Origin of the sequence: Streptomyces sp. NPDC101227 (assembly GCF_044767545.1) — a bacterium.
Lineage (GTDB): Bacteria > Actinomycetota > Actinomycetes > Streptomycetales > Streptomycetaceae > Streptomyces.
The window spans coordinates 200,771-224,154 of the sequence record NZ_JBIWOD010000014.1 but is presented as its reverse complement, the minus strand read 5'-3'; the positions used below and the strand labels follow the sequence as shown (position 1 = coordinate 224,154).

Here is a 23,384-nt window from a genome sequence, read left to right as displayed (position 1 = left end):
CGTGAGATGCCGGCCGCCCGGCAGGCGCTGTCCGTACGGACCAAGGGCGGGCTCTCGTTCCGGCTGGACGTACGGGCCGTGGCCGTCTGCCTGCTGTTGGCGGCCCTCGCGCTGGCCGCCGCGATCGCGCTCATCGGCTCCGGCGACTATCCGATGACCCCGGCCGAGGTGCTCCGCACGCTCACCGGCGGCGGCAACCCCGGCCAGCAATTCATCGTCCAGGACCTGAGACTGCCGCGCGTCCTGGTGGGGCTGCTGGTCGGCGCCGCGTTCGGCATCTCCGGCGCGGTCTTCCAGACCGTCTCGCGCAACCCGCTCGGCAGCCCCGACGTACTGGGCTTCGCCCAGGGATCGTCCGTCGGCGCCCTGGTGGTCATCGTCTTCTTCCAGGGCGGGACCCTCGCGGTCGCCGCCGGGTCCGTCGTCGGCGGCGTGGTCACCGGCATCGCCATCTTCCTGCTCGCCTGGAAGCGCGGCATCCAGGGCTACCGCTTCGTGCTCGTCGGCATCGGCGCCGGCGCGATGCTCTACGCCGTCGTGCTCTACCTCCTGACCAAGGCGAACATCGTCGAGGCGACCCGAGCCACCACCTGGATGAACGGCTCCCTCAACGGCCGCGACTGGTCCCAGGTCTGGCCGCTCGCCGCGGTCTGCGCCGTACTCGTCCCGCTGCTCCTGCTCCACGCACGCCCGCTGCGGATGCTGGAGATGGGCGACGACGCCGCGTACGCACTCGGCGTACGGGTCGGCCGGGTCCGCATCGTGACGCTGCTGGCCGCCGTCCTGCTCGTCGCCTCCGCCACCGCCGCGGCCGGACCCATCGCCTTCGTGGCCCTCACCGCGCCCCAGCTCGCCCGCCGCCTGAGGCTCCCCCGCCGGCTCACGGCCACGGCGGGCGCCCCCATGCCCGGCCCCAACCTGCTGCCCGCCGCCCTGATGGGCGCCCTGCTCCTGGTCGCCGCGGACTGGGCCTCGCAACGCCTCTTCGGTGCCGACCAACTGCCGGTGGGCGTGCTGACCGGCGTCCTCGGCGGCGGCTATCTGCTGTGGCTGCTGGCGACCGAGCGCAGGGCGGGGCGGATGTGAGAGCCACCCGCAGCGGCACGCCGGACGCCGGCCCGACAACAGCAGTGATCACGACAATCCCAGGAGCCTCGAAGTGAGCCGTCTCACGGCCGAGAACGTCACCCTCGCCTACGACCAGCGGGTCATCGCCGAAAACCTCTCGGTCGCCATCCCCGACCACTCCTTCACGGTCATCGTCGGCCCCAACGCCTGCGGCAAGTCCACGCTGCTGCGCGCCCTGTCACGGATGCTCAAACCCAGCTCCGGATCGGTACTGCTGGACGGCTCCGCCATCTCCTCGCTCCCCGCCAAGAAGGTCGCCCGCACCCTCGGGCTGCTGCCGCAGACCTCCATCACCCCGGACGGAATCACCGTCGCGGACCTGGTGGCACGCGGCCGCTACCCGCATCAGGGCCTGCTGCGGCAGTGGTCGGCCGAGGACGAGCGGATCGTCCGGGAGTCGATGGCGGCGACCGGCGTCGGCGAACTGGCCGGACGCTACGTCGACGAACTCTCCGGCGGGCAGCGGCAGCGCGTCTGGATCGCCATGGCACTGGCCCAGCAGACCCCGCTGTTCCTGCTGGACGAGCCGACGACATACCTGGACATCCAGCATCAGATCGAGGTCCTGGACCTGTGCGCCGAACTGCACGAGGAACAGGGCCGCACCCTGGTCGCCGTGCTGCACGACCTCAACCACGCCGCCCGCTACGCCACCCACCTCATCGCCATGAAGAACGGCGCCGTCATCGCCGAGGGCGCGCCGTGCGACATCGTCACCGCGGAGCTGGTGGAGCGGGTCTTCGGGCTGTCCTGCCAGGTCATCGACGACCCGGAGACCGGCACCCCGCTGGTCGTCCCGGCGGCGCGCAAGCCCCGTAAGGCGGCGGCCGTGGCGGCTACAGCAGCGTCCTGAGGCGCAGCAGGTCGCGCAGGCTCGCTTCCAGCTTGATGCGGCCGCTGCCCCACGCCCTGGCGAAGTTGAGTCTGCCGTCCACCACCGCGACAAGATCGTCGCCGGCCATGGACAGCCGGATCTCGGCCCGGTGCGGCGGCTTGCCAGGGACGTGGGTGACGTCCTTGATGGTGCCGTCGGCCAGGCGGCCGAGGAAGGTCACGTCCAGGTCGGTGATGCGGCAGCTGAGCGAGCGGTCGAGTGCGGCGGCGCTGCGTACGTTGCCGTCCGCCGTGGTCATGTTCTGGGCCAGCCGGTCGAGCGCGGCGCGGCACTGGTCGAGGGTTGCCATCGGGAGCGACGATACGCCAGGACGCGGGCGCCCCGTTCGCCGTCGGCGAGCCGGAAGAGGCGACGCGCGCGCCTCCGGCCGAGCGGTGGTGTCCGGGCGGCCGGCGGGTCGTCCGAGGTAGCGTCGGGGGTATGGAAGAGCCGACGTCCGGCCAGGGGCCGGAGGCAGCCGCGGGGGACGCGACCGGGGAACCCGTGGGGGCCGTGGCCAGGGCCGGAGCCGCGGAGCCCGCAGGGGCCGGGCAGCCGGCGGGCGCCGGGCCGGGGGAGCATGCGGGGGCTGCCGAGGCGCCCGACGCGACGCCCGCCGGGCCGCAGCCGCTCGGGGTCGCGATCACGCCCACCGGCGAGGCGGCGGTCGACGCCCGGCTGCGGCGTCTCGCCGATGCCGACCACCTCCCCGCGAGCGGCCACCTCGAGGTGTACGAGGATGTGCACCGTGGGCTGCGCGATGCGCTGGCCGCTCTCGACCAGCGCCCCGGGCCGCCCACACCTTCCCCGACTTTCTCGACGCCGCACGACAACAGGAGCTGAACCACAGGTGGCAGGAGTGGCACGACGCCGACTCGACGCGGAGCTGGTGCGCCGCAAGCTGGCCCGCTCGCGCGAACACGCGAGCCAGCTGATCGCCGCCGGACGGGTGACCGTCGGCGGGACCACCGCGACCAAGGCGGCCACCCAGGTCGAGACCGGCGCGGCCGTCGTCGTACGCGAGGACGCCGGGGACCCCGGCTATGTCTCGCGCGGCGGCCACAAGCTCGCCGGCGCGTTCGCCGCCTTCGTCCCGCTCGGCCTGGAGATCAAGGGCCGGCGGGCCCTGGACGCCGGCGCCTCCACCGGCGGCTTCACCGACGTCCTGCTGCGCGCCGGAGCCGGCCATGTGGTCGCCGTCGACGTCGGCTACGGCCAGCTCGCCTGGTCGCTGCAGAACGACGACCGGGTCACCGTGAAGGACCGTACGAACGTCCGCGAACTGACGCTGGAGGGCATCGATTCGCAGCCCGTCGACCTCGTCGTCGGCGATCTCTCCTTCATCCCCCTCGGCCTCGTCCTGCCCGCGCTCGTCGCCTGCGCCGCCCCCGACGCCGACCTCGTCCTGATGGTCAAGCCGCAGTTCGAGGTGGGCAAGGAGCGGCTGGGCAGCGGCGGAGTGGTGCGCAGCGCCGAACTGCGCGCCGAGGCGGTACGCGGTGTCGCGGCCCGCGCCGCCGCGCTCGGGCTCGGCGTACGTGGCGTGACGGCGAGCCCGCTGCCAGGACCTTCCGGTAATGTCGAGTACTTTCTGTGGCTGCGCGCCGGGGCGCCAGCACTCGACCCGGCGGATGTCGACCGTGCAGTGGCGGAGGGGCCTCGTTGACCACAACCAAGGCAGTTGAAGGCAGCGCAGCACACGAACACAACGACGCGAGGCGGACGGTCTTCCTGCTCGCGCACACCGGCCGCCCCGCGGCCATCCGCAGCGCCGAACTCGTCGTCCAGGGGCTGCTGCGCAGCGGCATCGGCGTGCGGGTCCTCGCGGAGGAGGCCGCGGACCTGCCGCTGCCGCCGGAGGTCCAGCGCGTCGAGTCCGAGCAGTGCGCGGCCGAGGGCTGCGAACTGATCGTGGTGCTCGGCGGCGACGGGACACTGCTGCGCGGCGCGGACTTCGCCCGCACCTCCGGCGTGCCGATGCTCGGCGTCAACCTCGGCCGGGTCGGCTTCCTCGCGGAGGCCGAACGCGACGACCTGGACAAGGTCGTCGACCGGGTCGTCACCCGCGCGTACGAGGTCGAGGAGCGGATGACCCTCGATGTCCTGGTACGCAACAACGGCAGCGTCGTGCACACCGATTGGGCCCTCAACGAGGCGTCCGTCGAGAAGGCCGCGCGGGAGCGGATGCTCGAGGTCGTCACCGAGGTCGACGGCCGGCCCGTCTCGCGCTTCGGCGGCGACGGCGTGGTCTGCGCGACCCCCACCGGCTCGACCGCGTATGCCTTCTCGGCGGGCGGTCCGGTGGTCTGGCCCGAGGTCGAAGCCCTGCTGATGGTCCCGATCAGCGCCCATGCGCTGTTCGCCAAGCCGCTGGTCACCTCCCCGCGGTCGGTACTGGCGGTCGAGGTCCAGCCCAAGACCCCGCACGGTGTGCTGTGGTGCGACGGCCGCCGCAGCGTAGAACTGCCCGCGGGCGCCCGCGTGGAGGTCCGCCGCGGCGCCGTGCCCGTACGCCTGGCGCGGCTGCATCACGCCTCCTTCACCGACCGTCTGGTGGCGAAGTTCGCCCTGCCGGTGGCCGGGTGGCGGGGGGCGCCGCACTAGGGCCGTACGGCACCGGCACCGGCCCCGCCCCCTTGCGCGGGCCGGCCCAGGAGCGTGTGCGCGGGCCGGCCCAGGAGCGTGCGGGCACGGGTGAGGGCGGAGTCGCGGTGGGCATCGAGCTCCCTTTCGGTGAAGACAGGGGTACGGAGGGCCGGGGGGATGCCGGGGCCGTCGAAGGTGCGGCCGTCGGCGGTCAGGAACTCCTCGTTGGGCAGGCCGAAACTCCAGCCGTTCGGGAGGGCGCGGTCCATGACGTCGGAGAAGACGCCCTGAGTGTGCTGCCCGATCCGGGTGGGTGAGGGGGCCCGGCCCATCAGTGACTGAGTGAAGGTCTCGCCCGCGCTGATCGTCAGCGGCCCCGTGAGGACCGTCAGCGGGCCGGTAAAGACGGGACCCCGGTGCGGGTGAATCCGTATCGGCCGGGGCGGGGTGAACTTCCCTGGGTCGGACGGGTCGTTGCGCGCCCGCTTGGCGTACGCGAGATACGGGCGGCCGGTGAGCCGGGAGGCGATCCGCAGGCCGAGCGGGTCCGCGCCGCCGCCGTTGAGCCGGACGTCGACGACGAGGCCGCGCAGGGCTGCCGGGCCTTGCGTACGGGCCTTGGTGAAGACGGAGTTCAGGGCGCGGTCGAGCTCCGCGACATCACCGGCGTGGTCGCCCTTCTCGGTGTAGTCGGCGAACTGGGTGATGCGGAAGTAGCCGACGCGGCCGGGAAGATCGGCGTAGGAGAGCCTGCCGTTCGCCCAGTGGCGCTGAGTGACTCCCGGCCCGAGGTTCGCCGCGATGGCCTTGTCGATCCGGGCGGTGGATTCCGGGGTGGGCAGGACCGTGCCGGGGCGTTTGCCGGCGTAGTGCCGATCGGGGCCGGCGACGACGCTGGTGTGCGCGTCGTGCAGCGGCTCGATCATCGCGCGCAGCACCGCGAAGAGCTCGCCGTCGGTGGTCTTCGCCGTGATGCGGGGGCGGTAGCGGTCGCGGACGGCCGCCCAGTCGATCTTCTTCGCGCGGAAGAACGGGTAGTTCTCGGCGTAGGTCTGCCAGAAGACGTCGAAGACCGCACGGGGGTCGTGGGGCGGTCGCTCGGCGCAGCGGGCGGGCAGCGCGTCGATGCGGTGCAGGGTGCGCCGGCCGACGTCGTCCTCGATGGTCAGTCCGGCGCGGCCGGCGCCGTCCGGTGACACCGTGACGGGGGCGGCATCGGGGACCGTGAAGCGTCTGCTGCCGGCCGCGTCGGGGGCGCCCGCGCGGGTACCCGTGACGGAGCCGGGGAGGCAGCTGCGGGCCGTTGTCTCGTATGTCCGCAGACCGCGGCCCTTGATGGCGATCAGGGTCCCGTAGCCGTCCATCCGCCACACGCCCTCGAGGGAGCCGTCCGATGCCGGGGGACCGGCCGAGCCGCGGGCGTGCCTGTCCGAGCCCCTCTCTCGGGACGGTCCGCCAGGGGCTGCGCACGCCGCGGTGGTGGCGAGGGCGGCCAGGACGGCCATGCCGGTGAGGAGCAGCGGCGCCCGGCCGGGGCGGCGGGAGCGGCGGCGCGCGGCGCAGCGCGGGAGGACGTCTTTCAGAGGGACACCATGCGTTTCCACGGAGACACCGTCGCTTTCCTGTGGACGTCTGCTGGACGTCTGCTTGACATCTGTTGGGTATCTGTCGCTTTCTTTCGTGACTCAGCGTGACGGATGGGTGCGAACCCGCACCATGAGGAATCCCGCAGGATTCCGGTGGGGTTTTCCGCAGGTGTCGGGCAGGAGACAGCGGGAGACAGGGGGAGGCCGTCGCGGGGCGGCCCCCGGACCTCGTAAGGTCGTATCCGTGTTGGAGGAGATGCGGATCCGGTCCCTGGGCGTCATTGACGATGCCGTTGTCGAGCTGTCCCCGGGCTTCACGGCGGTGACGGGCGAGACGGGTGCGGGCAAGACCATGGTCGTCACCAGCCTCGGCCTGCTGCTCGGCGGGCGCGCGGACCCCGCCCTGGTGCGGCTCGGCGCCAAGTCGGCGGTCGTCGAGGGCAGGGTCACCATCCGCCCCGAGGCGCCGGCGGCCGTACGGGCCGAGGAGGCCGGCGCGGAGCTCGACGACGGGGCGCTGCTGATCAGCCGTACCCTCTCCGCCGAAGGGCGCTCGCGCGCGCATCTGGGCGGCCGGTCCGTCCCGGTCGGCCTGCTGGGGGAGTTGGCGGACGACCTGGTCGCCGTGCACGGCCAGACCGACCAGCAGGGCCTGCTGCGCCCGGCCCGCCAGCGCCAGGCCCTGGACCGCTACGCCGGGGACGCGGTCGCCGTCCCGCTCGCCAAGTACACCGCCGCCCACAAGCGGCTGCGCGCCGTCGCCGCCGAGCTGGAGGAGCTGACGACCCGGGCCCGCGAACGCTCCCAGGAAGCCGATCTGCTGCGCTTCGGCCTGGACGAGATCGCCGCCGCCGAGCCGCAGCCGGGCGAGGACACCGAGCTCGCCGCCGAGGCGGAGCGGCTGGGCCACGCCGAGGCACTGGCCTCCGCCGCGACCGCCGCGCACGCCGCGCTGGCGGGCAACCCCGAGGACCCCGAAGACGTCGACGGCTCCACCTTGGTCGCCGGCGCCCACCGCGCCCTGGACTCCGTACGCAGCCACGACCCGGCGCTGTCCGCGCTGGCCGACCGGCTCGGCGAGATCGGCATCCTGATGGCGGATGTGGCGGGCGAGCTGGCCAGTTACGCGGACGGCCTGGACGCCGACCCGCTCCGGCTCTCCGCGGTCGAGGAGCGGCGCGCCGCCCTCGGCCATCTGACCCGCAAGTACGGCCAGGACATCGCGGGCGTCCTGGCCTGGGCCGAGGAGAGTGCCACACGGCTCGCCGAGCTGGACGGCGACGACGACCGCATCGGCGAGCTGACCGCCGAGCGGGACGCACTCCGCGGCGAACTGGGCGATCTGGCACAGGAGTTGACCGACGCCCGGACGGCATCGGCGAAGCGCTTTGCCGACGCGGTCACCGCCGAGCTCGCCGAACTTGCCATGCCGCATGCCCGGGTGAGTGTGCAGATCCGGCAGACCGAGCTGCCCGACGCGGCGGACGAGGCCGACGGCATCGAGGTCGGCGGCCGCGTGGTGGCCTACGGCCCGTCCGGCGCCGACGAGGTCGAGCTCCTGCTGGCCCCGCACCCGGGCACCCCGCCCCGCCCCATCGCCAAGGGGGCGTCCGGCGGTGAGCTCTCCCGGGTGATGCTCGCCGTCGAGGTGGTCTTCGCCGGGTCCGACCCCGTACCGACCTACCTCTTCGACGAGGTCGACGCGGGTGTCGGCGGCAAGGCGGCCGTCGAGGTCGGCCGACGGCTGGCCCGGCTCGCGAGGTCGGCGCAGGTCGTGGTCGTCACGCACCTCCCGCAGGTCGCGGCGTTCGCGGACCGGCAGCTCCTGGTGGAGAAGACCCACGACGGTTCGGTCACCAGGAGCGGCGTCACGGTCCTGGAAGGCGAGGAGCGGGTCCGCGAACTCTCCCGGATGCTGGCCGGCCAGGAGGACTCCGAGACGGCCCGGGCACACGCCGAGGAGCTGCTGGAGACGGCGCGTACGGGGCGATAGCGGCGCGGCGCGTACGGGGGCGGAGCCTTCGGCGCCTACGGGGCGCTGGGCCCGGTCGCGGGGCGCGGCGCCTTGAGAGCGTCGGATGGGCGGCGCCTACGGGGCCGGGGGCGCGGCGGCCGCGCGGAGTGCGCTGCTGGCTGGCGGAATTGCGTAACTTGTCCGCGGATTGTGGGGGATTGAGCCCCTTAGGGGGTGGGCGAACACATCCCGTAGGGGTTGCGAGCGCCCCCTGCGGGCCACAACGTGCCGGGTGCCGGCGGTGTTCCCCGTGGCCCGCGACGTGCCCGACAGGACGCCCTCTAGGGTGGCGGGAGTTGAGCCCGGCACGGTGCCGGGGGGTGGGAGCGGCGTGGCGGCAGGCAAGGGGAGCGGCACGGTGGCAGGACGGGGGAGCGGCACGGTGGCGGACGGCAAGATACTCGGGCGGATCGCGGCGCTCCTCGGGGCGGCGGGGGCGACCCGGGCCGCGTACGGGGCGCTGCGCAGTCGTCCGCCGGGCGGGGCCGTCCTGTGGGACCGGAAGAACTACGCGGGGCGCACCGTCGACCTGCACGCCGGACTCGCCACGGCCACCGGCACCGCGCTCGCCGCCGCCACCGCACCGGGACTGTCCGCCCGCACCCGGGGCGCCACGGCGCTCGCGGTGCTGGCCGCCGGAGGCTGCGGGGCGTACGACGACGTATTCGGCGCCGACGACGCCCGGCGCGGCTTCCGGGCGCATCTCTCGGCGCTCCGCCAAGGGGAGGTCACCAGCGGGGCGGTGAAGCTGTTCGGTATCGGCGCCGCGGGGCTCGCCGCCGGCGCCCTCCTCAAGCGGCGCCCGGCCGACCAGCTGCTGGCCGGCGTGGTGATCGCCGGCTCGGCCCACCTGGTGAACCTCCTGGACGTCCGGCCGGGCCGGGCGACCGGCGCCGTACTGGCCATCGGCGCCCCGGGGCTGCTGCGCCGCGGAGAGGCCGGAACGCTGTCCGCCGCGCCCATGGGGGCCGCGGCCGCGGTGGTCGGCGACGACCTCGCGGAGCGCACGATGCTCGGGGACGCCGGGGCGCACGCGCTCGGCGCGGCCCTCGGCGTCGCCATCGTCGCGGGGAACGGGCGCAAGGGCCTGGCCGCGCACGCCGCGGGGCTGGTCGCCGCCGCGGCGGCCGGGGACCGCGTCAGCCGGGCGGCGGCCGCGATCTGAGGCCGGCCGCCACGGGGCGGCGCGTCGGCGCCGGCGGGCGCGGGCAGCGGCCCGCAGGGGGGCGCCTCACGCGGGCCGCAGGATTCAGCCCCCGGGACACCCGACCCGCCCCCCGGGCCGACGACTTTCGGCCGACCGCTCAGTCCCGCGGCAGCCGGAGAGCAAGGCATTTGTCGCCCATGTGGGTGATCCCTCGGCGGCGAGGACGAGACATTCCACCGGAACGGCGCCGCCACCGTGCCGAACCGGTGCCGCGGGGCTGGCATCCTGGGCGGCGGTGCGGGGTACCGGGCGCGCTCGCCGCCTCCCGCCCGGTCGGGGGACGTCGCGCGCATCCACCGGCAGCGTGCCGCAGCGCCTTGTAGTACTCGGACCGCACCACCGGTACGGTCCGTACCGACCCCCGACCCAGGAGCCCCGACCACGTGACCAGCACCCCGACCTCGTCGCACGGGCAGTCGCCGCTGCGCACGGTCCAGGTGCTCGGGTACGGCAGCGCCGGCAGCGCGGCGCATGTCCGCTCGCTGGCCGAAGGGCTGGTCGCGCGCGGCGTGCGGGTGACGGTCTGCGCCACGGCCGACGCCGAGGAGACCTACGGCTTCACCACGGCGGGAGCACGGTTCACGCAGGTCAGCCCCCGGATGGACCCGGCGGCCGTGGCCTCGCTGCGCAGCGCCTGCTGGGACGCCGACCTGGTGCATGCGCACGGTCTGCGGGCCGGGCTGCGCGCTTCGATGGCCCTGCGCGGGCTGCGCGGTCCCCGGGGCGCGCGGGTCCCCCTCGTCATCACCTGGCACACCAAGGCGCACACCGAGGGCGCGCGGGCCGGGCTTGTGCATCTGATGGAGCGGAGGGTGGCCCGCGCCGCCGCCGTCGTCCTGGGAGCCTGCTCCGACCTGGTGGACCGGGCGCGCGAGCGGGGCGCGCGCGATGCCCGCCTGGCGCCGGTCGCGATCCCGCGCCCCCGCCCCGCCCGCGCGTCGTCCGAGCCCGAGGATCATGACCGGATGCGGCGCAAGGAACGGGCCGAACTGGGTGCGGTGGACCGGCCGTTGCTGCTCGCGGTCGGCCGCCTCGACCGCCATCAGGGCCATGACCTGCTGCTGGACACGGCGCACGCCTGGTCCTCGCTGGACCCCCAGCCGCTGCTGGCCATCGCCGGCGAAGGCGGGCAACGGGCGGAGCTGCAGCGCCGCATCGACGCCGAGCGGCTGCCGGTCCAGCTGCTGGGCCGACGCGACGATGTTCCCGAACTTCTCGCCGCCGCCGACCTGGTGGTGCTGCCCAGCCGCTGGGAAGCGCGGTCCCTGATCGCTCAGGAGGCGCTGCGGGCCGGCGTCCCGCTGGTCGCCGCCGACACCGGGGGCACCCGCGAACTGGTCGGCCCGGCCGCGGAACTCGTCCCCTACGGGGACGCCACGGCCCTCGCCCGCAGCGTCCTCGGCCTCCTCGCCGACCCCGTACGGCGGGACGCGCTGGCCGAGGCGGGCCGCCTCCAGGCGGCCGGCTGGCCGAGCGAGGACGACACGGTCGCGCAGGTCCTGAGCGTCTACGACGAGCTGACCGAGCCGCTGCGGGCGCGCTGAGGCCCGCAGCGCGAGCGCCGCGACGGCCGTCCACCACGGCTGCCCTGCGGGGACGCCGGCTTATAGGGTCGGTGGAACCGGACCCTCGTACGACAGGAGATCGCCATGCCGGCTGCGGTAATGGGGTTTGCGCTGTTCGCCCTGCTCATGACGGTGACTCCCGGCCCCGACACCCTTTTGGTGCTGCGCAATTGCGTACGGGGCGGACGGCGTACCGGCGCCGCCACGGCCCTCGGCGCCGCGATCGGGTCGCTCGCCTGGGCGGCCGCCGCGGCGGTCGGCCTCGCGGCGGCGCTGCAGCGGTGGGACGCGGCGTTCACGGTCGTACGGCTGGCGGGTGCGGCCTATCTGGCGGTGCTGGGCGGACAGGCGCTGTGGGCCCACCGCCGGTCCGGGACGGCGGCCGGGCACGCGGCCGCGGACGACCTGACGGAGGCGCAGGGCCGTACCGCCGCGCGGCTCGGCCCCGTACGCGCGTTCCGCCAGGGGCTGTTGAGCTGCCTGCTCAACCCCAAGGTCGGCATCTTCTTCGTCGCCGTGGTCCCGCAGTTCCTGCCCGAGGGGCACTCGGTCCTGGGAACGACGCTGCTGCTGGGGGCCGTGGACGCGCTCATAGCGGCGGGCTGGCTGCTGCTGGTCGTCGGCTGCGCCGGCCGCCTGCTGGACCGGCTGCGGCGGCCCCGCGTCCACCGCAATCTGGAGCGCACCACGGGCGGGGTGCTGCTGGCGCTCGGCCTCGGCACCGCCGCCGAGACGGTCGCGGGGTAGCGCGCCCCCGGGGCCCGCGCCCGGCACGGACGCAGGACCGGGCCCGGCGGCGCGGGCCTACGGCTTGTCCGTGTGGCGCCGGGCGCGGAGGGCCAGCCGCAGGCCCAGGACCGTCTGGGGGTCGTCCAGATCGGTGCCCAGGAGCTGCGCGATGCGGGCGAGACGGTCGTAGAGGGTCTGGCGGTTGACGTTCAGGTCGCGCGCGGTCTCCGCCTTGCGGCCCGCGCTGGCCAGGTAGGCCTCCAGGGTCGGCAGCAGCGGCTGGCGGGCGCCGCGGTCGTGGGTGAGCAGGGGCCCGATGGCGCGGTCCACGAAGTCGGCCAGGACGCCCTCTTCGCCCTGTTCGCGCATCCGCCACAGCAGCAGCTCGATGTCCAGGCGGCGCGCGTCGTACCAGGGCTGCTCGGGCAGGCCCTGGGCCGCGGCCGCCGCCTCCGCCGCGTGCCGCAGCCCGGGACCGGCCGCCGCCCAATCGCCCGCCGTGCCGACGACGACCACGGGGCGGTGCCCCGCCGGGCGGTCGAGGCCCGCGCGGACGACTCCGGCGCGCAGCGCCTCGGCGATGCGGTCGGCGAGCGCGTCACGGTCCTGGCCCGCGCGCAGGGAGACGAGCATCGGGACGCGGCTCTCCACGGGCCGTACGCCCAGGAGTACGGCCACCCCGGGGGCGGCGAGTTCCTCGCGCAGCGCCTGGGCGAGCAGCGCCCAGCTGCCGGGGGTGGGGAGGCCGGCGGGCAGCCGCATGACGACCGGCAGTACGGGTTCCGCGCCGGGGCGGAAGCCGAGCAGGCGGGCCTGCGCGGGGGCCTCGGCCGCGGAGATGCGGCCCTCGGCCAGATCGGCCAGGAAGTCGCCGCGCCCCCGTGCGGCCAGCACCTCCTCCTGGCGGGACTGGAGCATGACCACGGCCAGGAGGTCGGCGGCGCGTTCGGCGGCGATGCGGTGGACGGGTGCCAGGGGGGCGTTGACCGGGAGCAGGACCAGGCGGGCGCGGACGGCGTCGGGGCCGTGGCCGCCGCCGGGAATGTCGATGCGTACGCCGGTCTCGCGCAGGCCCTCCCAGGCCAGCAGGGGGTCGGCCTCGGCGGGCCCGTCCTCGTCGCCGGTGCCCGGCCCCGCCGCGTAGAGCGGGCTGCCGTCGGGGGCCTCCAGGCAGAGGGGGTTGCCGGTGAAGACGGCGAGCAGCCGGAGCACCTCGGGGGCGCCGCCCCCGCGCAGCAGGACGTCCGTGCAGCGGCGCAGGATCTCGTCGGCCCGGCGCAGCAGCGCGTAGTGGCTGTTGATGATCTCGGTGTGGATGGCCTCGGTGACGGTGACGTACGGGACCTCGCGGTGCAGCTGGATCAGCGGCAGGCCGCAGGCCCGGGCGCTGTCGATCAGTGCCGAGGGCAGCGATTCGAAACGAGATCCCAGCTCCACAACGAGAGCGGCGATCTCGCGGTCGGCGAGCTTCCGGATGAAGGCGCGCTGTTCCGACGGCCGGGTGCCCAGCCCCAGGCCGGTGGTCAGCAGCAGCTCGCCGCCCTTGAGCAGCGAGGCGATATGCGGCACCTCGCCCGCATGCACCCAGCGCACCGGCCGGTCCAGCCGGTCCTCACCGGCCAGTACCTCCGGCAGGCCGCGCCGCAGCGCGGGCAGCTCCAGTGCCCTGCGTACCGTGATCTCGGCTTCGACTTTTGCTTCCGGCCCCATGGCGACGAACGGTACCCGTAGTCCACTATTCGGAGTCGCATCGTCCGGATGGCAGCACGCCAGGAAGGGGCGGCGGGCCCTCACGCCGATTCGCGTACCACCAGCGTCGCCTCCATGATCACCGGCGCGAGCTCCCCGGTCTCCGGCACCCCGCCCCCCAGCCGCCGCAGCAGGAGACGGGCCATCAGCCGGCCCATCTCCTCGACGTCCTGCCGCACCGTGGTCAGCGGCGGATCCGCCCACACCGCGGGCTCGAGATCGTCGTAGCCGACCACCGCCACATCGTCCGGCACCCGGCGGCCACGGGAGCGCAGGGTGCGCAGCGCGCCGTTCGCCATCAGGTCGGAGCAGACGAAGACGGCGTCCAGATCGGGCGCGGCATCGAGGAGTTCGGTCATGGCGCGCTCGCCGCCCCGGGCGGTGAATCCGCCGTCCGCGACGAGCCGCGGATCCGGCTCCGCGAGGCCCAGGGCGTCGCGGTAGCCGTCCAGGCGGTCCAGCGCGGACGTCTGGTCGAGGGGGCCGGTGATGACGGCGATCCGGCGGCGGCCGCGGGTCAGGAGATGGCGTACGGCCTGACGGGCGCCGTCGCGGTTGTCGGTGTCGACGTAGAGCGGCCCCGGTGCGCGGTCGGCGCCCGCCCAGCCGGGGCGGCCGCCGTAGACCGTGGGCAGTCCGGCGCGTTGGGCCAGGGCGGGCAGCGGGTCGTCGCCGTGCAGCGAGAACATCAGCGCGCCGTCGACATGTCCGCCCGCCAGATAGCGCCCGATGCGGGCGAAGTCGTCGCGGTGCTCGACGAACAGCAGCAGGAGCTGGGTGTCGGCGGCGGACAGCTCACGGCTGATGCCGCGCAGCTGGCGGCCGAAGAACGGGTCGGAGAAGACCCGGGTCTCCGGCTCGGCGATGATCACGGCCACCGCGCCGGTACGGCGGGTGACCAGGGAACGGGCCGCGCTGTTCGGTACGTATCCCAGCTCGGCCACCGCCTGGCGGACCCGCTCCTGGACCGCGGCCCGGACGCCCCGGCCGCCGTTGACCACGCGGGAGACCGTCGCCCGGGAGACCCCGGCGCGCGCCGCGACGGCCTCCAGCGTCGGCCGGGGGCCGTGCGTCGTAGGGGAACCGTTGGGTTCAGAGGTCATCCGGCACCTTCCAACTCCTTTTTCTCTGGGATGACTTGACGGTATGCCGCCGAGTCGGCAGGGTTCCCCTTGGCTGCGGCGTGAGAGCGCTCTCACGCCGCGGATCCCTCAGAACTCCTCACTACCCCCCACCGTGCGAGGAGAATGTCATGGGCATGAAAATCGGCAGAAGTGTGAGTCGGAGCGCGAGCGCGGGCAGAAGATCCGCGAGAGCGGTGCTCTTTGCCGCGAGCGCCGCACTCCTTGGCGCGTCGTCCCTCACCGCGCCGACGCCATCGGCCGCCGCGGCGGCTTCCCCCGCCCCCTTCGAGGAGGTCTGGCGCACCGGCTTCGACGGCGCCGCCGGGTCGCCGCCCGCCGCCGACGACTGGATCACCGACACCGGCACCGGCTACCCAGGAGGCCCGCCCAACTGGGGCACCGGCGAGCGCCAGACCTACACCGACCACACCGAGAACCTCCAGCTCGACGGCGCCGGCCATCTCAAGATCACCGCGCTCGAGGACGCCGGCGGCAACTGGACCTCGGGCCGGATCGAGTCCCGCCGCACCGACTTCGCGGCCCCGGCCGGCGGCAAGCTGCGCATCGAGGCGGGCATCCGGATGCCCGCCGTCTCCGGCGACGCCGCGCTCGGCTACTGGCCGGCGTTCTGGACGCTCGGCGACGCCTACCGCGGCAACTACCAGAACTGGCCGGGCATCGGCGAATTCGACGTGATGGAGAGCGTCAACGGCATCAACAAGGTCTGGGCCACGCTGCACTGCGGCGTCAACCCGGGCGGGCCGTGCAACGAGACCCAGGGCAAGGGCAGCGCACGCGAGTGCCCGGACACCGCCTGCCAGGCCGGATTCCATACGTACGCGCTGGAGCTCGACCGCACCGACGGCGCCGCGGAATCGCTGAACTGGTACGTGGACGGCCGGCGGTTCCACACCGTCAACGCCTCGGAGATGGACGCCGGCACCTGGGCGAAGGCGACCCACCACGGCCACTTCCTGCTGCTCAACCTCGCCATGGGCGGCGCCTTCCCGGACGGCGTCGCGGGCACCCCCACCCCCACCGACGCGACCCGTCCCGGCGGTTCGCTGCTCGTCGACCATGTCGCCGTATCCGTCGCCCGGCCCGCTCGCGCCCCATCCGGCCGCGCCCGGTCCGACCAGGCCCCATCCGGCCGTGCCCGGTCCGCCCACGCCCGTCCCGCACGGCAAGGAGCCGCCTCGTGATCACCCGCCGCACCCTCCTCGGCGGCCTCGCCGCCGGTGCCGCCGCCGCGTCCGGCCTGACCCTCGCCGGCCGCGCCCTCGGCACCCCGGCCCCCGGCCTCCGGGCCGCCGCCGGCCTGCCCCTGCACGTCGTCAACAACACGGGGGAGTACGCGAACTCCTCGGTATGGGTCTACATCGTGGGCAACGACGGCACGCAGCAGGTGCACGTCACACCCGACGGCGAGCTCAGGCCCGTCGCCCTCGCCGACAACGGCCCGGACGGGTTCACCGACTACGCCATACCCCTCGCCGGCAGCGGCACCACGACCCTCCAGCTGCCCCGGATGTCCGGGCGGATCTACACCGCGCTCGGCGGCAAGCTCAAGTTCAAGGCCGTCGAGGACGGCAACGGCAAGGCGGCGCTCGCCTATCCGGCGGGCTGGGTCTCCGGTGACCCCAACTACGACGTGCTGCACGACTGCGCCGAGTTCACGTACAACGCCGGCGGGATGTACTGCAACACCACCATGGTCGACATGTTCAGCGTGCCGCTCGCGATCAAGCTCAGCGGCGCCAAGGAGCAGACCACCGGCACGCTCAAGGACGGTGCCCGCGCCAAGGTCTTCTCGGACGTCAAGGCTGCCGAGGGGTTCGACCGTCTGGTCGTCGGGGACAGGCGGGTGATCGCTCCCGGGCACGGCCTGGACAGCGGACTGTTCGGCAAGGACCATCTCGCGCCCGCCATCGACGAGGCCTGGTCCCTGTACGAGTCCAAGGACCTGGCGGTGACGACGAACGCGGGCACGTTCACCGGGCGGGTCCGCGGCGGCAAGCTCACCTGTACCGGGCCCGGCACGGTCACCTTCGACAAACCGTCCACCCGCGACGTCCTCTTCTGCGACGGGACCCTCGCCGCCCCCAACGACGGCACCCTCGGCCCGGTCGCCGCCATCCTCGGCGCCGCCCTCAACCGCTCCACGCTCACCACGCACGCCGCCCAGCCCACCACCGACCCGGCGGCCTTCTACCAGCAGCGGCTCACCAACCACTACGCGCGGGCCATGCACGCGGCGACCCAGGACGGCAAGGCGTACGGCTTTGCCTTCGACGACGTCGCCGGGTTCGCCTCGTACATCGAGGACGGCGCCCCGAAGGAGCTCACCCTCACGCTCACCCCGTTCTGACGCACCGCCGTTCCGGGGCACCGCCGTTTCAAGGCACCCCCGCGCGGGCCCGCGCCTCCGTACCCTGTGCCGTATGTCAGGTACCGCGCAAACCCGCAATGGCCCCGCCGACGGTGGCGATCCCGCCGACGGCGAGTGTCCCGCCGGCGGACGATCTCCGGACGGCGAGCCCGCGCAAAAGGCCCGGGACACCACAGCCCGGGACACCACACCCCAGGGCACCGCAGCCAAGGACGCGGCAGCCCAGGCCCCCGCAACCCGGCCCCCCATGGCCGAGAGCCCGATACCCCGGCACCCCATAGGTCAGGACCCGGACCCCGCGACCGTTGCCACCGTGCAGCGGCGCACCGTCCGGGTCCTGATGTCCGCGCAGGTCGTGGCCGGGATCGGGATGGGCTCGATGCTCTCCTCCGGCTCCCTGCTGGTCGGCCGGCTCACCGGATCCGAGGCGGCTGCGGGCCTCGCGACCACCTTCATCACCCTCGGCGCCGCGCTCCTCGGCATCCCGCTCGCCGCGCTCTCCCGCTCCCGGGGCCGCCGCGCCGGCCTCGGCGCCGGCTGGCTGCTCGGCGCCGCGGGCTCGCTGCTGGTGCTGGTCGCGGCCCGGCTCGGCTGGTTCCCGCTGGTGCTCGTCGGCATGCTCCTCATCGGGTCCGCCACCGCCGCCAACCTCCAGTCCCGCTACGCGGCCGCCGATCTGGCCGAGGACGCCCACCGGGCGCGCGCTCTGTCCCTCGTCGTCTGGGCCACCACGGCCGGCAGCGTCATCGGCCCCAACCTCAGCGGCCCCGGCGAGCCCGTCGCCCGCGCCCTGGGCCTGCCCGAAGAGGCGGGCACGTTTGTGTTCTCGGTCGGGGCGTTCCTGATCGGCTGGGCGCTGATCTCGCTGCTGCTGCGCCCGGACCCGCTGCTGCTCGCGGCCGCCACGGCGCGGACCGCGGCGGCCGCCCGCACTACGTCACCGGCCCTCGGCCGTACGACGGCGACGTCGGGCGCCGCGCCCGCACCGGCCGCCTCGTTCCCCGCCCGTCTCACCGCCGCCCTCCGGCACGTACGCGCGGCCCCCGGGGCGCGGCTCGGTCTGGTCGCCGTCATCCTCGGGCATGCCTCCATGGTGTCCGTGATGACCATGACGCCGATCCATCTCGCCCACCACGGCGCGGAGTTGAGCGTGGTCGGCTTCACCATCAGCCTGCACATCGCCGGGATGTACGCGCTCTCGCCGCTCGTCGGCTGGCTCACCGACCGGATCGGCCGGATCCGCGTCATCCTCGCCGGACAGGTCGTACTGCTGTGCGCGGTCGCCGTCGCCGGCACCGCCGGAGGCAGCCAAGGGGGCGTCGTCACCGGGCTGTTCCTGCTGGGCCTGGGCTGGTCCTGCGCCTCCGTCGCCGGTTCGACGCTGCTGACCGAGTCGACCGCGGCCGCGCACCGCTCCGAGGTCCAGGGCCTCGCCGACACCCTCATGAATCTCGCCGGCGCGGGCGGCGGCGCGCTGGCCGGGGGCATCGTGGCACTCATCGGCTACGGGGGGCTCAACGCGACCGTGGTGCTGCTGATCCTGCCGGTCATCGCCCTCGCACTGGCCCCGCGACCGCGGAGCTGAGGCGCCGCCCGAGGGCCTGGCCGGTCGTCCCGGTACGGGGGCGGGGCGCCTGCGGACCCTTGGGGGGCGGTCGAACGGATCCCGTAGGGGGTGCGCGGGCCCCCTGCGGGGCCACAACGCGGCGGGGGCGGGGGGTATTCCGTGGCAGGGAGGTATTCCCGCGGAGGCGCGGGCATTCGCCGCGGACCACCGGCCCCTCAGCCGCACCCGTTCCTCAGCCGTACCCGCAGCCCCCAGCCCTACCCGCCCCCGTACGCCCCGCTCGCCGTCAGCCGCAGCGCCGTGTCGATCAGCGGGACATGGCTGAACGCCTGCGGGAAGTTGCCCACCTGCCGCTGGAGCCGGGAGTCCCACTCCTCCGCGAGCAGGCCCAGGTCGTTGCGGAGGGAGAGCAGCTTCTCGAAGAGCTTGCGGGCCTCCTCCACCCGGCCGATCATCGCCAGGTCGTCGGCGAGCCAGAAGGAGCACGCGAGGAACGCACCCTCCTCGCCCTCCAGGCCGTCGACGCCGAGGTCGTCCGCACCGGAGGTGGGGTAGCGCAGGATGAAGCCGTCCTCCGTGGACAGTTCGCGCTGGATCGCCTCGATGGTGCCGATGACGCGCTTGTCGTCCGGCGGCAGAAAGCCCATCTGGGGGATGAGCAGCAGCGAGGCGTCCAGTTCCTGGGAACCGTAGGACTGGGTGAAGGTGTTGCGCTCCTTGTCGTAACCCTTCTCGCACACATCCCGGTGGATGGTCTCGCGCAGGTCCTTCCAGCGCTCCAGCGGCCCGTCGACATCGCCGGACTCGATCAGCTTGACCGTGCGGTCGACGGCGACCCAGGTCATGACCTTGGAGTGGACGAAGTGCCGGCGCGGGCCGCGGACCTCCCAGATGCCCTCGTCGGGCTCGTCCCAGTGCTTCTCCACCCACTGGATCAGCTTGAGCTGGAGGAGGGAGGCGTAGTCGTTACGGGCCAGCCCGGTCATGTGCGCCAGATGCAGGGCCTCGGTGACCTCGCCGTAGACGTCCAGCTGGAGCTGTCCGGCGGCGCCGTTGCCGACCCGTACGGGCTGCGAATTCTCGTACCCGGGAAGCCAGTTGAGGTCGTTCTCGCCCAGCTCCCGCTCGCCGGCGATGCCGTACATGATCTGGAGGTTCTCCGGGTCGCCGGCCACCGCCCGCAGCAGCCATTCGCGCCAGGCGCGGGCCTCCTCGCGGTAGCCGGTGCGCAGGAGGGAGGAGAGGGTGATCGCGGCGTCGCGGAGCCAGGTGAAGCGGTAGTCCCAGTTGCGGACGCCGCCGATGCACTCGGGCAGGGAGGTCGTCGGCGCGGCGACGATGCCGCCGGTGGGGGCGTAGGTCAGCGCCTTGAGGGTGATCAGGGAACGGACCACGGCATCGCGGTAGGGGCCGTGGTACGTGCAGTGCTCGACCCACTCGCGCCAGAAGTCCTCGGTGGCCACCAGCGACGACTCCGGCTCGGCCAGGGCGGGCGGCTGCTTGTGCGAGGGCTCCCAGCTGATGGTGAAGGCGATCCGGTCGCCCGGCGAGACGGTGAAGTCGGAGTACGTCGTCAGGTCCTTGCCGTACGTCTCGGCCTCGGTGTCCAGCCATACGGAGTCGGGCCCGGCGACCGCGACGGTGCGGCCGTCGACCTTGTGGACCCAGGGCACCACCCAGCCGTAGGCGAACCGCATCCGCAGCTCCGAGCGCATCGGCACGCGGCCGCTGACGCCCTCCACGATGCGGATCACCTGCGGGGCGCCGTCGCGCGGCGGCATGAAGTCGATCACCCGTACCGTGCCGCGGGGGGTGTCCCACTCGGATTCCAGGACCAGGGAGTCGCCCCGGTAGCGGCGGCGGTCGGCGGGCTTGGGACCGGCGCCGGGACCGTAGGCCGGACCGATCCGCCAGAATCCGTGTTCCTCGGTGCCCAGCAGCCCGGCGAAGACCGCGGGCGAGTCGAAGCGGGGCAGACACAGCCAGTCGACGGTGCCGTCGCGGCACACTAGAGCGGCCGTCTGCATATCGCCGATGAGTGCGTAGTCCTCGATGCGCCCGGCCACGTGCATCTCCCGTCGAACTGGAGTGACGCCCCCCATGGGACGTGTGTGCTGTCCGTCCTGCCCATGAAACTGCGCCGAGCTGCGGGACCGGAAATCGGGCGGGGGTGGTGCCTTCCCGGGCGGCTCGTAAGCGAGTGTCCGAGCAGGATACGACGCAGATGAGCGTTCCGCGCGACGCTCGCGAGGAGTGGGGTGGTCCGATCGGGTGGCAGGCGTTACATGGCCGTCACATGGAATCGGCCATGCGTGGCCGGGAGCGACCATGCCCGGTCGCTGATAGCCTGGTACCCCGTGGACCGGTGGGCACGAGAACCCCCGAACCGCAGCGACGGCACCCCTGAAACACCAGGTCGGCCGCCTCGCACCTCTCCACCTCGCGACCACGGGAGCCCCCTCTTGGCCATGCCGCCCACTGCTTCTCGCATGAATGCAGCCACGACGACCAAGCACATCTTCGTCACCGGGGGCGTCGCCTCCTCGCTCGGCAAGGGGCTCACCGCCTCCAGCCTGGGCGCGCTCCTCAAGGCGCGCGGCCTGCGGGTCACGATGCAGAAGCTCGACCCGTACCTGAACGTCGACCCGGGAACGATGAACCCGTTCCAGCACGGTGAGGTCTTCGTCACCAATGACGGCGCCGAGACCGACCTGGACATCGGCCATTACGAGCGATTCCTGGACGTCGACCTCGACGGCTCCGCGAACGTCACCACCGGCCAGGTCTACAACACCGTGATCGCCAAGGAGCGGCGCGGCGAGTACCTCGGCGACACCGTGCAGGTCATCCCGCACATCACCAACGAGATCAAGCACCGAATCCGCCGGATGGCGACCGACGACGTCGATGTCGTGATCACCGAGGTCGGCGGCACGGTCGGCGACATCGAGTCGCTGCCGTTCCTGGAGACCGTCCGCCAGGTGCGCCACGAGGTCGGCCGCGACAACGTCTTCGTCGTGCACATCTCGCTGCTCCCCTACATCGGCCCGTCCGGTGAGCTCAAGACCAAGCCGACCCAGCACTCCGTCGCCGCGCTGCGCAACATCGGCATCCAGCCCGACGCGATCGTGCTGCGCGCCGACCGCGAGGTGCCGACCGCCATCAAGCGCAAGATCTCGCTGATGTGCGACGTCGACGAGGCGGCGGTGGTCGCGGCCATCGACGCGCCGTCCATCTACGACATCCCCAAGGTCCTGCACACCGAGGGCCTGGACGCGTATGTCGTACGGAAGCTGGACCTGCCCTTCCGCGATGTGAACTGGACCCAGTGGGAGGACCTGCTGGACCGCGTCCACAACCCCGACCACGAGGTCAAGGTCGCGCTGGTCGGCAAGTACATCGACCTGCCGGACGCCTACCTCTCGGTCACCGAGGCGCTGCGCGCCGGCGGCTTCGCCAACAAGACCCGCGTGAAGCTGAAGTGGGTCACCTCCGACGACTGCAAGACGGCGCAGGGCGCCGCAGAGCAGCTCGCCGACTGCGACGCGGTCTGCATCCCCGGTGGCTTCGGCGACCGCGGCGTGGACGGCAAGGTCGGCGCCATCACCTACGCCCGTGAGAGCAAGGTGCCGCTGCTGGGCCTGTGCCTGGGGCTGCAGTGCGTGGTCATCGAGGCGGCCCGGAACCTCGCCGGTATCAAGGGCGCGAACTCCACTGAGTTCGACCCCGGTGCCGCCGACCCGGTGATCTCCACGATGGCCGAGCAGATGGACATCGTCGCAGGTGAGGGCGATATGGGCGGCACGATGCGGCTGGGCATGTACCCCGCCAAGCTCGCCGAGGGCTCGATCGTGCGCGAGGTGTACGGCGATGCGCCGTACGTCGAGGAGCGCCACCGCCACCGCTACGAGGTCAACAACGCCTACCGCGGCGAGCTGGAGAAGCAGGCCGGCCTGCAGTTCTCCGGCACCTCCCCGGACAACAAGCTCGTCGAGTACGTCGAGTACCCGCGCGAGGTGCACCCCTACCTGGTCGCCACCCAGGCGCACCCGGAGCTGCGCTCCCGCCCGACCCGCCCGCACCCGCTCTTCGCCGGACTGGTGAAGGCCGCGGTCGCGCGCAAGACGGGTGCCGCGAAGTAGCGGACCGCGCGCCGGATACGGTTGCCGGGGTACGCCTCGTTCTCGAGGTCGTGCCCCGGTTTCTGCGTTGGTACGGCACATACAGGAGGACGGGCCATGGCGATCAAGGACACCCCGGAGGAGTGGACGGTCACCGCGACCACGACGCCGTTCACCGGGAACAAGACCAGCGTGCGCACCGACGACGTCGTCATGCCCGACGGCGGCACCGTCAAGCGCGACTACCAGGTCCACCCCGGCTCGGTGGCCGTGCTCGCCCTCGACGACGAGGGACGGGTGCTGGTGCTGTGCCAGTACCGCCACCCCGTACGCCAGAGGCTGTGGGAGATCCCCGCCGGGCTGCTCGACATCCCCGGCGAGAACCCGCTGCACGCCGCCCAGCGCGAGCTGTACGAGGAGGCGCACGTCAAGGCCGGGGACTGGCGGGTGCTTACCGACGTCTACACCACGCCCGGCGGCTGCGACGAGGCCGTACGGATCTTCCTCGCCCGGGATCTGTCCGAGGCGGAGGGGGAGCGGTTCGCGGTCTCCGAGGAAGAGGCCGACATGGAGCTGGCGAGGGTTGCGCACGACGAGCTGGTGCGCGGGGCTCTCGCCGGTGAGCTGCACAACAACTGCCTGGTGGTGGGGGTGCTGGCGCTGGCCGCGGCCCGGAGCGGCGCGGGCCTGGACGCGCTGCGGCCGGCCGACGCGCCGTGGCCAGCCCGTCCCTTCGAGGCCTGAC

The 23,384-nt window shown here is 73.6% G+C and carries 19 protein-coding genes; 14 read left to right on the top strand and 5 right to left on the bottom strand.

Features of this window, described 5'->3' with window-relative positions:
* Positions 1 to 6: 6 nt before the first annotated feature.
* Both ACIRPT_RS29180 and ACIRPT_RS29175 read left to right on the top strand, forming a co-directional pair.
* Positions 7 to 1,086: a FecCD family ABC transporter permease gene (locus tag ACIRPT_RS29180; RefSeq protein ID WP_403832437.1), complete on the top strand. Its 1,080-nt coding sequence runs from the start codon at positions 7 to 9 to the stop codon at positions 1,084 to 1,086.
* A 73-nt stretch (positions 1,087 to 1,159) separates the two neighbouring features.
* The gene (locus ACIRPT_RS29175; RefSeq protein ID WP_403832392.1) at positions 1,160 to 1,981 is read left to right on the top strand and encodes an ABC transporter ATP-binding protein; all 822 of its coding nucleotides are present in this window, start codon (positions 1,160 to 1,162) and stop codon (positions 1,979 to 1,981) included.
* On the opposite strand, the gene ACIRPT_RS29170 is transcribed toward ACIRPT_RS29175, so the two are convergent.
* Positions 1,965 to 2,312 carry a sterol-binding protein gene (locus ACIRPT_RS29170; protein WP_403832390.1) on the bottom strand — a complete coding sequence of 116 codons (348 nt, stop codon included), beginning with the start codon at positions 2,310 to 2,312 and terminating at the stop codon, positions 1,965 to 1,967. The two genes, ACIRPT_RS29175 and ACIRPT_RS29170, sit on opposite strands and share 17 nt — an antisense overlap.
* A gap of 131 nt (positions 2,313 to 2,443) precedes the next feature.
* Between ACIRPT_RS29170 and ACIRPT_RS29165 the strand changes: the two genes are divergently transcribed.
* The 3 genes from ACIRPT_RS29165 to ACIRPT_RS29155 are packed head-to-tail and all read left to right on the top strand — an operon-like array spanning position 2,444 to position 4,606.
* Positions 2,444 to 2,845 carry a hypothetical protein gene (locus ACIRPT_RS29165; protein WP_403832388.1) on the top strand — a complete coding sequence of 134 codons (402 nt, stop codon included), beginning with the start codon at positions 2,444 to 2,446 and terminating at the stop codon, positions 2,843 to 2,845.
* A gap of 7 nt (positions 2,846 to 2,852) precedes the next feature.
* Positions 2,853 to 3,668, top strand: coding sequence for a TlyA family RNA methyltransferase (locus tag ACIRPT_RS29160; protein WP_403832386.1), 816 nt, complete (start codon positions 2,853 to 2,855; stop codon positions 3,666 to 3,668).
* Positions 3,665 to 4,606 (top strand): NAD kinase, encoded by a 942-nt coding sequence (locus tag ACIRPT_RS29155; protein ID WP_403832384.1) that lies wholly within the window; start codon positions 3,665 to 3,667, stop codon positions 4,604 to 4,606. The genes ACIRPT_RS29160 and ACIRPT_RS29155 overlap by 4 nt, the downstream gene beginning before the upstream one ends.
* On the opposite strand, the gene ACIRPT_RS29150 is transcribed toward ACIRPT_RS29155, so the two are convergent.
* Positions 4,603 to 6,093: a S41 family peptidase gene (locus tag ACIRPT_RS29150; RefSeq protein WP_403832434.1), complete on the bottom strand. Its 1,491-nt coding sequence runs from the start codon at positions 6,091 to 6,093 to the stop codon at positions 4,603 to 4,605. The genes ACIRPT_RS29155 and ACIRPT_RS29150 overlap by 4 nt on opposite strands.
* 337 nt (positions 6,094 to 6,430) lie before the next feature.
* Between ACIRPT_RS29150 and recN the strand changes: the two genes are divergently transcribed.
* From recN to ACIRPT_RS29130, 4 genes are all read left to right on the top strand, one after another.
* Positions 6,431 to 8,167 (top strand): DNA repair protein RecN, encoded by a 1,737-nt coding sequence (recN, locus tag ACIRPT_RS29145; protein WP_403832431.1) that lies wholly within the window; start codon positions 6,431 to 6,433, stop codon positions 8,165 to 8,167.
* A 379-nt stretch (positions 8,168 to 8,546) separates the two neighbouring features.
* Positions 8,547 to 9,353, top strand: a complete 807-nt coding sequence (locus ACIRPT_RS29140; RefSeq protein ID WP_403832381.1) for a hypothetical protein — start codon at positions 8,547 to 8,549, stop codon at positions 9,351 to 9,353.
* A gap of 425 nt (positions 9,354 to 9,778) precedes the next feature.
* Entirely contained in the window at positions 9,779 to 10,939 is a 1,161-nt protein-coding gene (locus tag ACIRPT_RS29135; protein WP_403832379.1) for a glycosyltransferase family 4 protein, read from the top strand.
* Between the two features lie 105 nt (positions 10,940 to 11,044).
* A complete protein-coding gene (locus ACIRPT_RS29130) occupies positions 11,045 to 11,707 on the top strand; it encodes a LysE family translocator (RefSeq protein WP_403832377.1) in 663 nt (220 codons plus the stop codon).
* A gap of 57 nt (positions 11,708 to 11,764) precedes the next feature.
* Here ACIRPT_RS29130 and ACIRPT_RS29125 read toward each other — a convergent pair whose 3' ends face one another.
* Positions 11,765 to 13,399, bottom strand: a complete 1,635-nt coding sequence (locus ACIRPT_RS29125; RefSeq protein WP_403832375.1) for a PucR family transcriptional regulator — start codon at positions 13,397 to 13,399, stop codon at positions 11,765 to 11,767.
* A gap of 80 nt (positions 13,400 to 13,479) precedes the next feature.
* Complete coding sequence (locus ACIRPT_RS29120; protein WP_403832373.1) at positions 13,480 to 14,541, bottom strand: LacI family DNA-binding transcriptional regulator; 1,062 nt, start codon at positions 14,539 to 14,541, stop codon at positions 13,480 to 13,482.
* 215 nt (positions 14,542 to 14,756) lie between these two features.
* Between ACIRPT_RS29120 and ACIRPT_RS29115 the strand changes: the two genes are divergently transcribed.
* The 3 genes from ACIRPT_RS29115 to ACIRPT_RS29105 all read left to right on the top strand — a co-directional run bounded on the left by ACIRPT_RS29115 (position 14,757) and on the right by ACIRPT_RS29105 (position 18,536).
* Positions 14,757 to 15,764 carry a glycoside hydrolase family 16 protein gene (locus ACIRPT_RS29115; protein WP_403832371.1) on the top strand — a complete coding sequence of 336 codons (1,008 nt, stop codon included), beginning with the start codon at positions 14,757 to 14,759 and terminating at the stop codon, positions 15,762 to 15,764.
* Complete coding sequence (locus ACIRPT_RS29110) at positions 15,761 to 16,930, top strand: beta-1,3-glucanase family protein (protein ID WP_403832369.1); 1,170 nt, start codon at positions 15,761 to 15,763, stop codon at positions 16,928 to 16,930. Before ACIRPT_RS29115 ends, ACIRPT_RS29110 begins: the two co-directional genes overlap by 4 nt.
* Before the next feature lie 73 nt (positions 16,931 to 17,003).
* Positions 17,004 to 18,536 carry an MFS transporter gene (locus ACIRPT_RS29105; RefSeq protein WP_403832367.1) on the top strand — a complete coding sequence of 511 codons (1,533 nt, stop codon included), beginning with the start codon at positions 17,004 to 17,006 and terminating at the stop codon, positions 18,534 to 18,536.
* 239 nt (positions 18,537 to 18,775) lie between these two features.
* Here ACIRPT_RS29105 and ACIRPT_RS29100 read toward each other — a convergent pair whose 3' ends face one another.
* Positions 18,776 to 20,590 (bottom strand): glycoside hydrolase family 15 protein, encoded by a 1,815-nt coding sequence (locus ACIRPT_RS29100; RefSeq protein WP_403503870.1) that lies wholly within the window; start codon positions 20,588 to 20,590, stop codon positions 18,776 to 18,778.
* A gap of 396 nt (positions 20,591 to 20,986) precedes the next feature.
* On the opposite strand from ACIRPT_RS29100, the gene ACIRPT_RS29095 reads away from it, so the two are divergent.
* A complete protein-coding gene (locus tag ACIRPT_RS29095) occupies positions 20,987 to 22,660 on the top strand; it encodes a CTP synthase (RefSeq protein WP_403832365.1) in 1,674 nt (557 codons plus the stop codon).
* A 96-nt stretch (positions 22,661 to 22,756) separates the two neighbouring features.
* Complete coding sequence (locus tag ACIRPT_RS29090) at positions 22,757 to 23,383, top strand: NUDIX domain-containing protein (protein ID WP_403832362.1); 627 nt, start codon at positions 22,757 to 22,759, stop codon at positions 23,381 to 23,383.
* The last annotated feature ends 1 nt before the right edge of the window (position 23,384 follow it).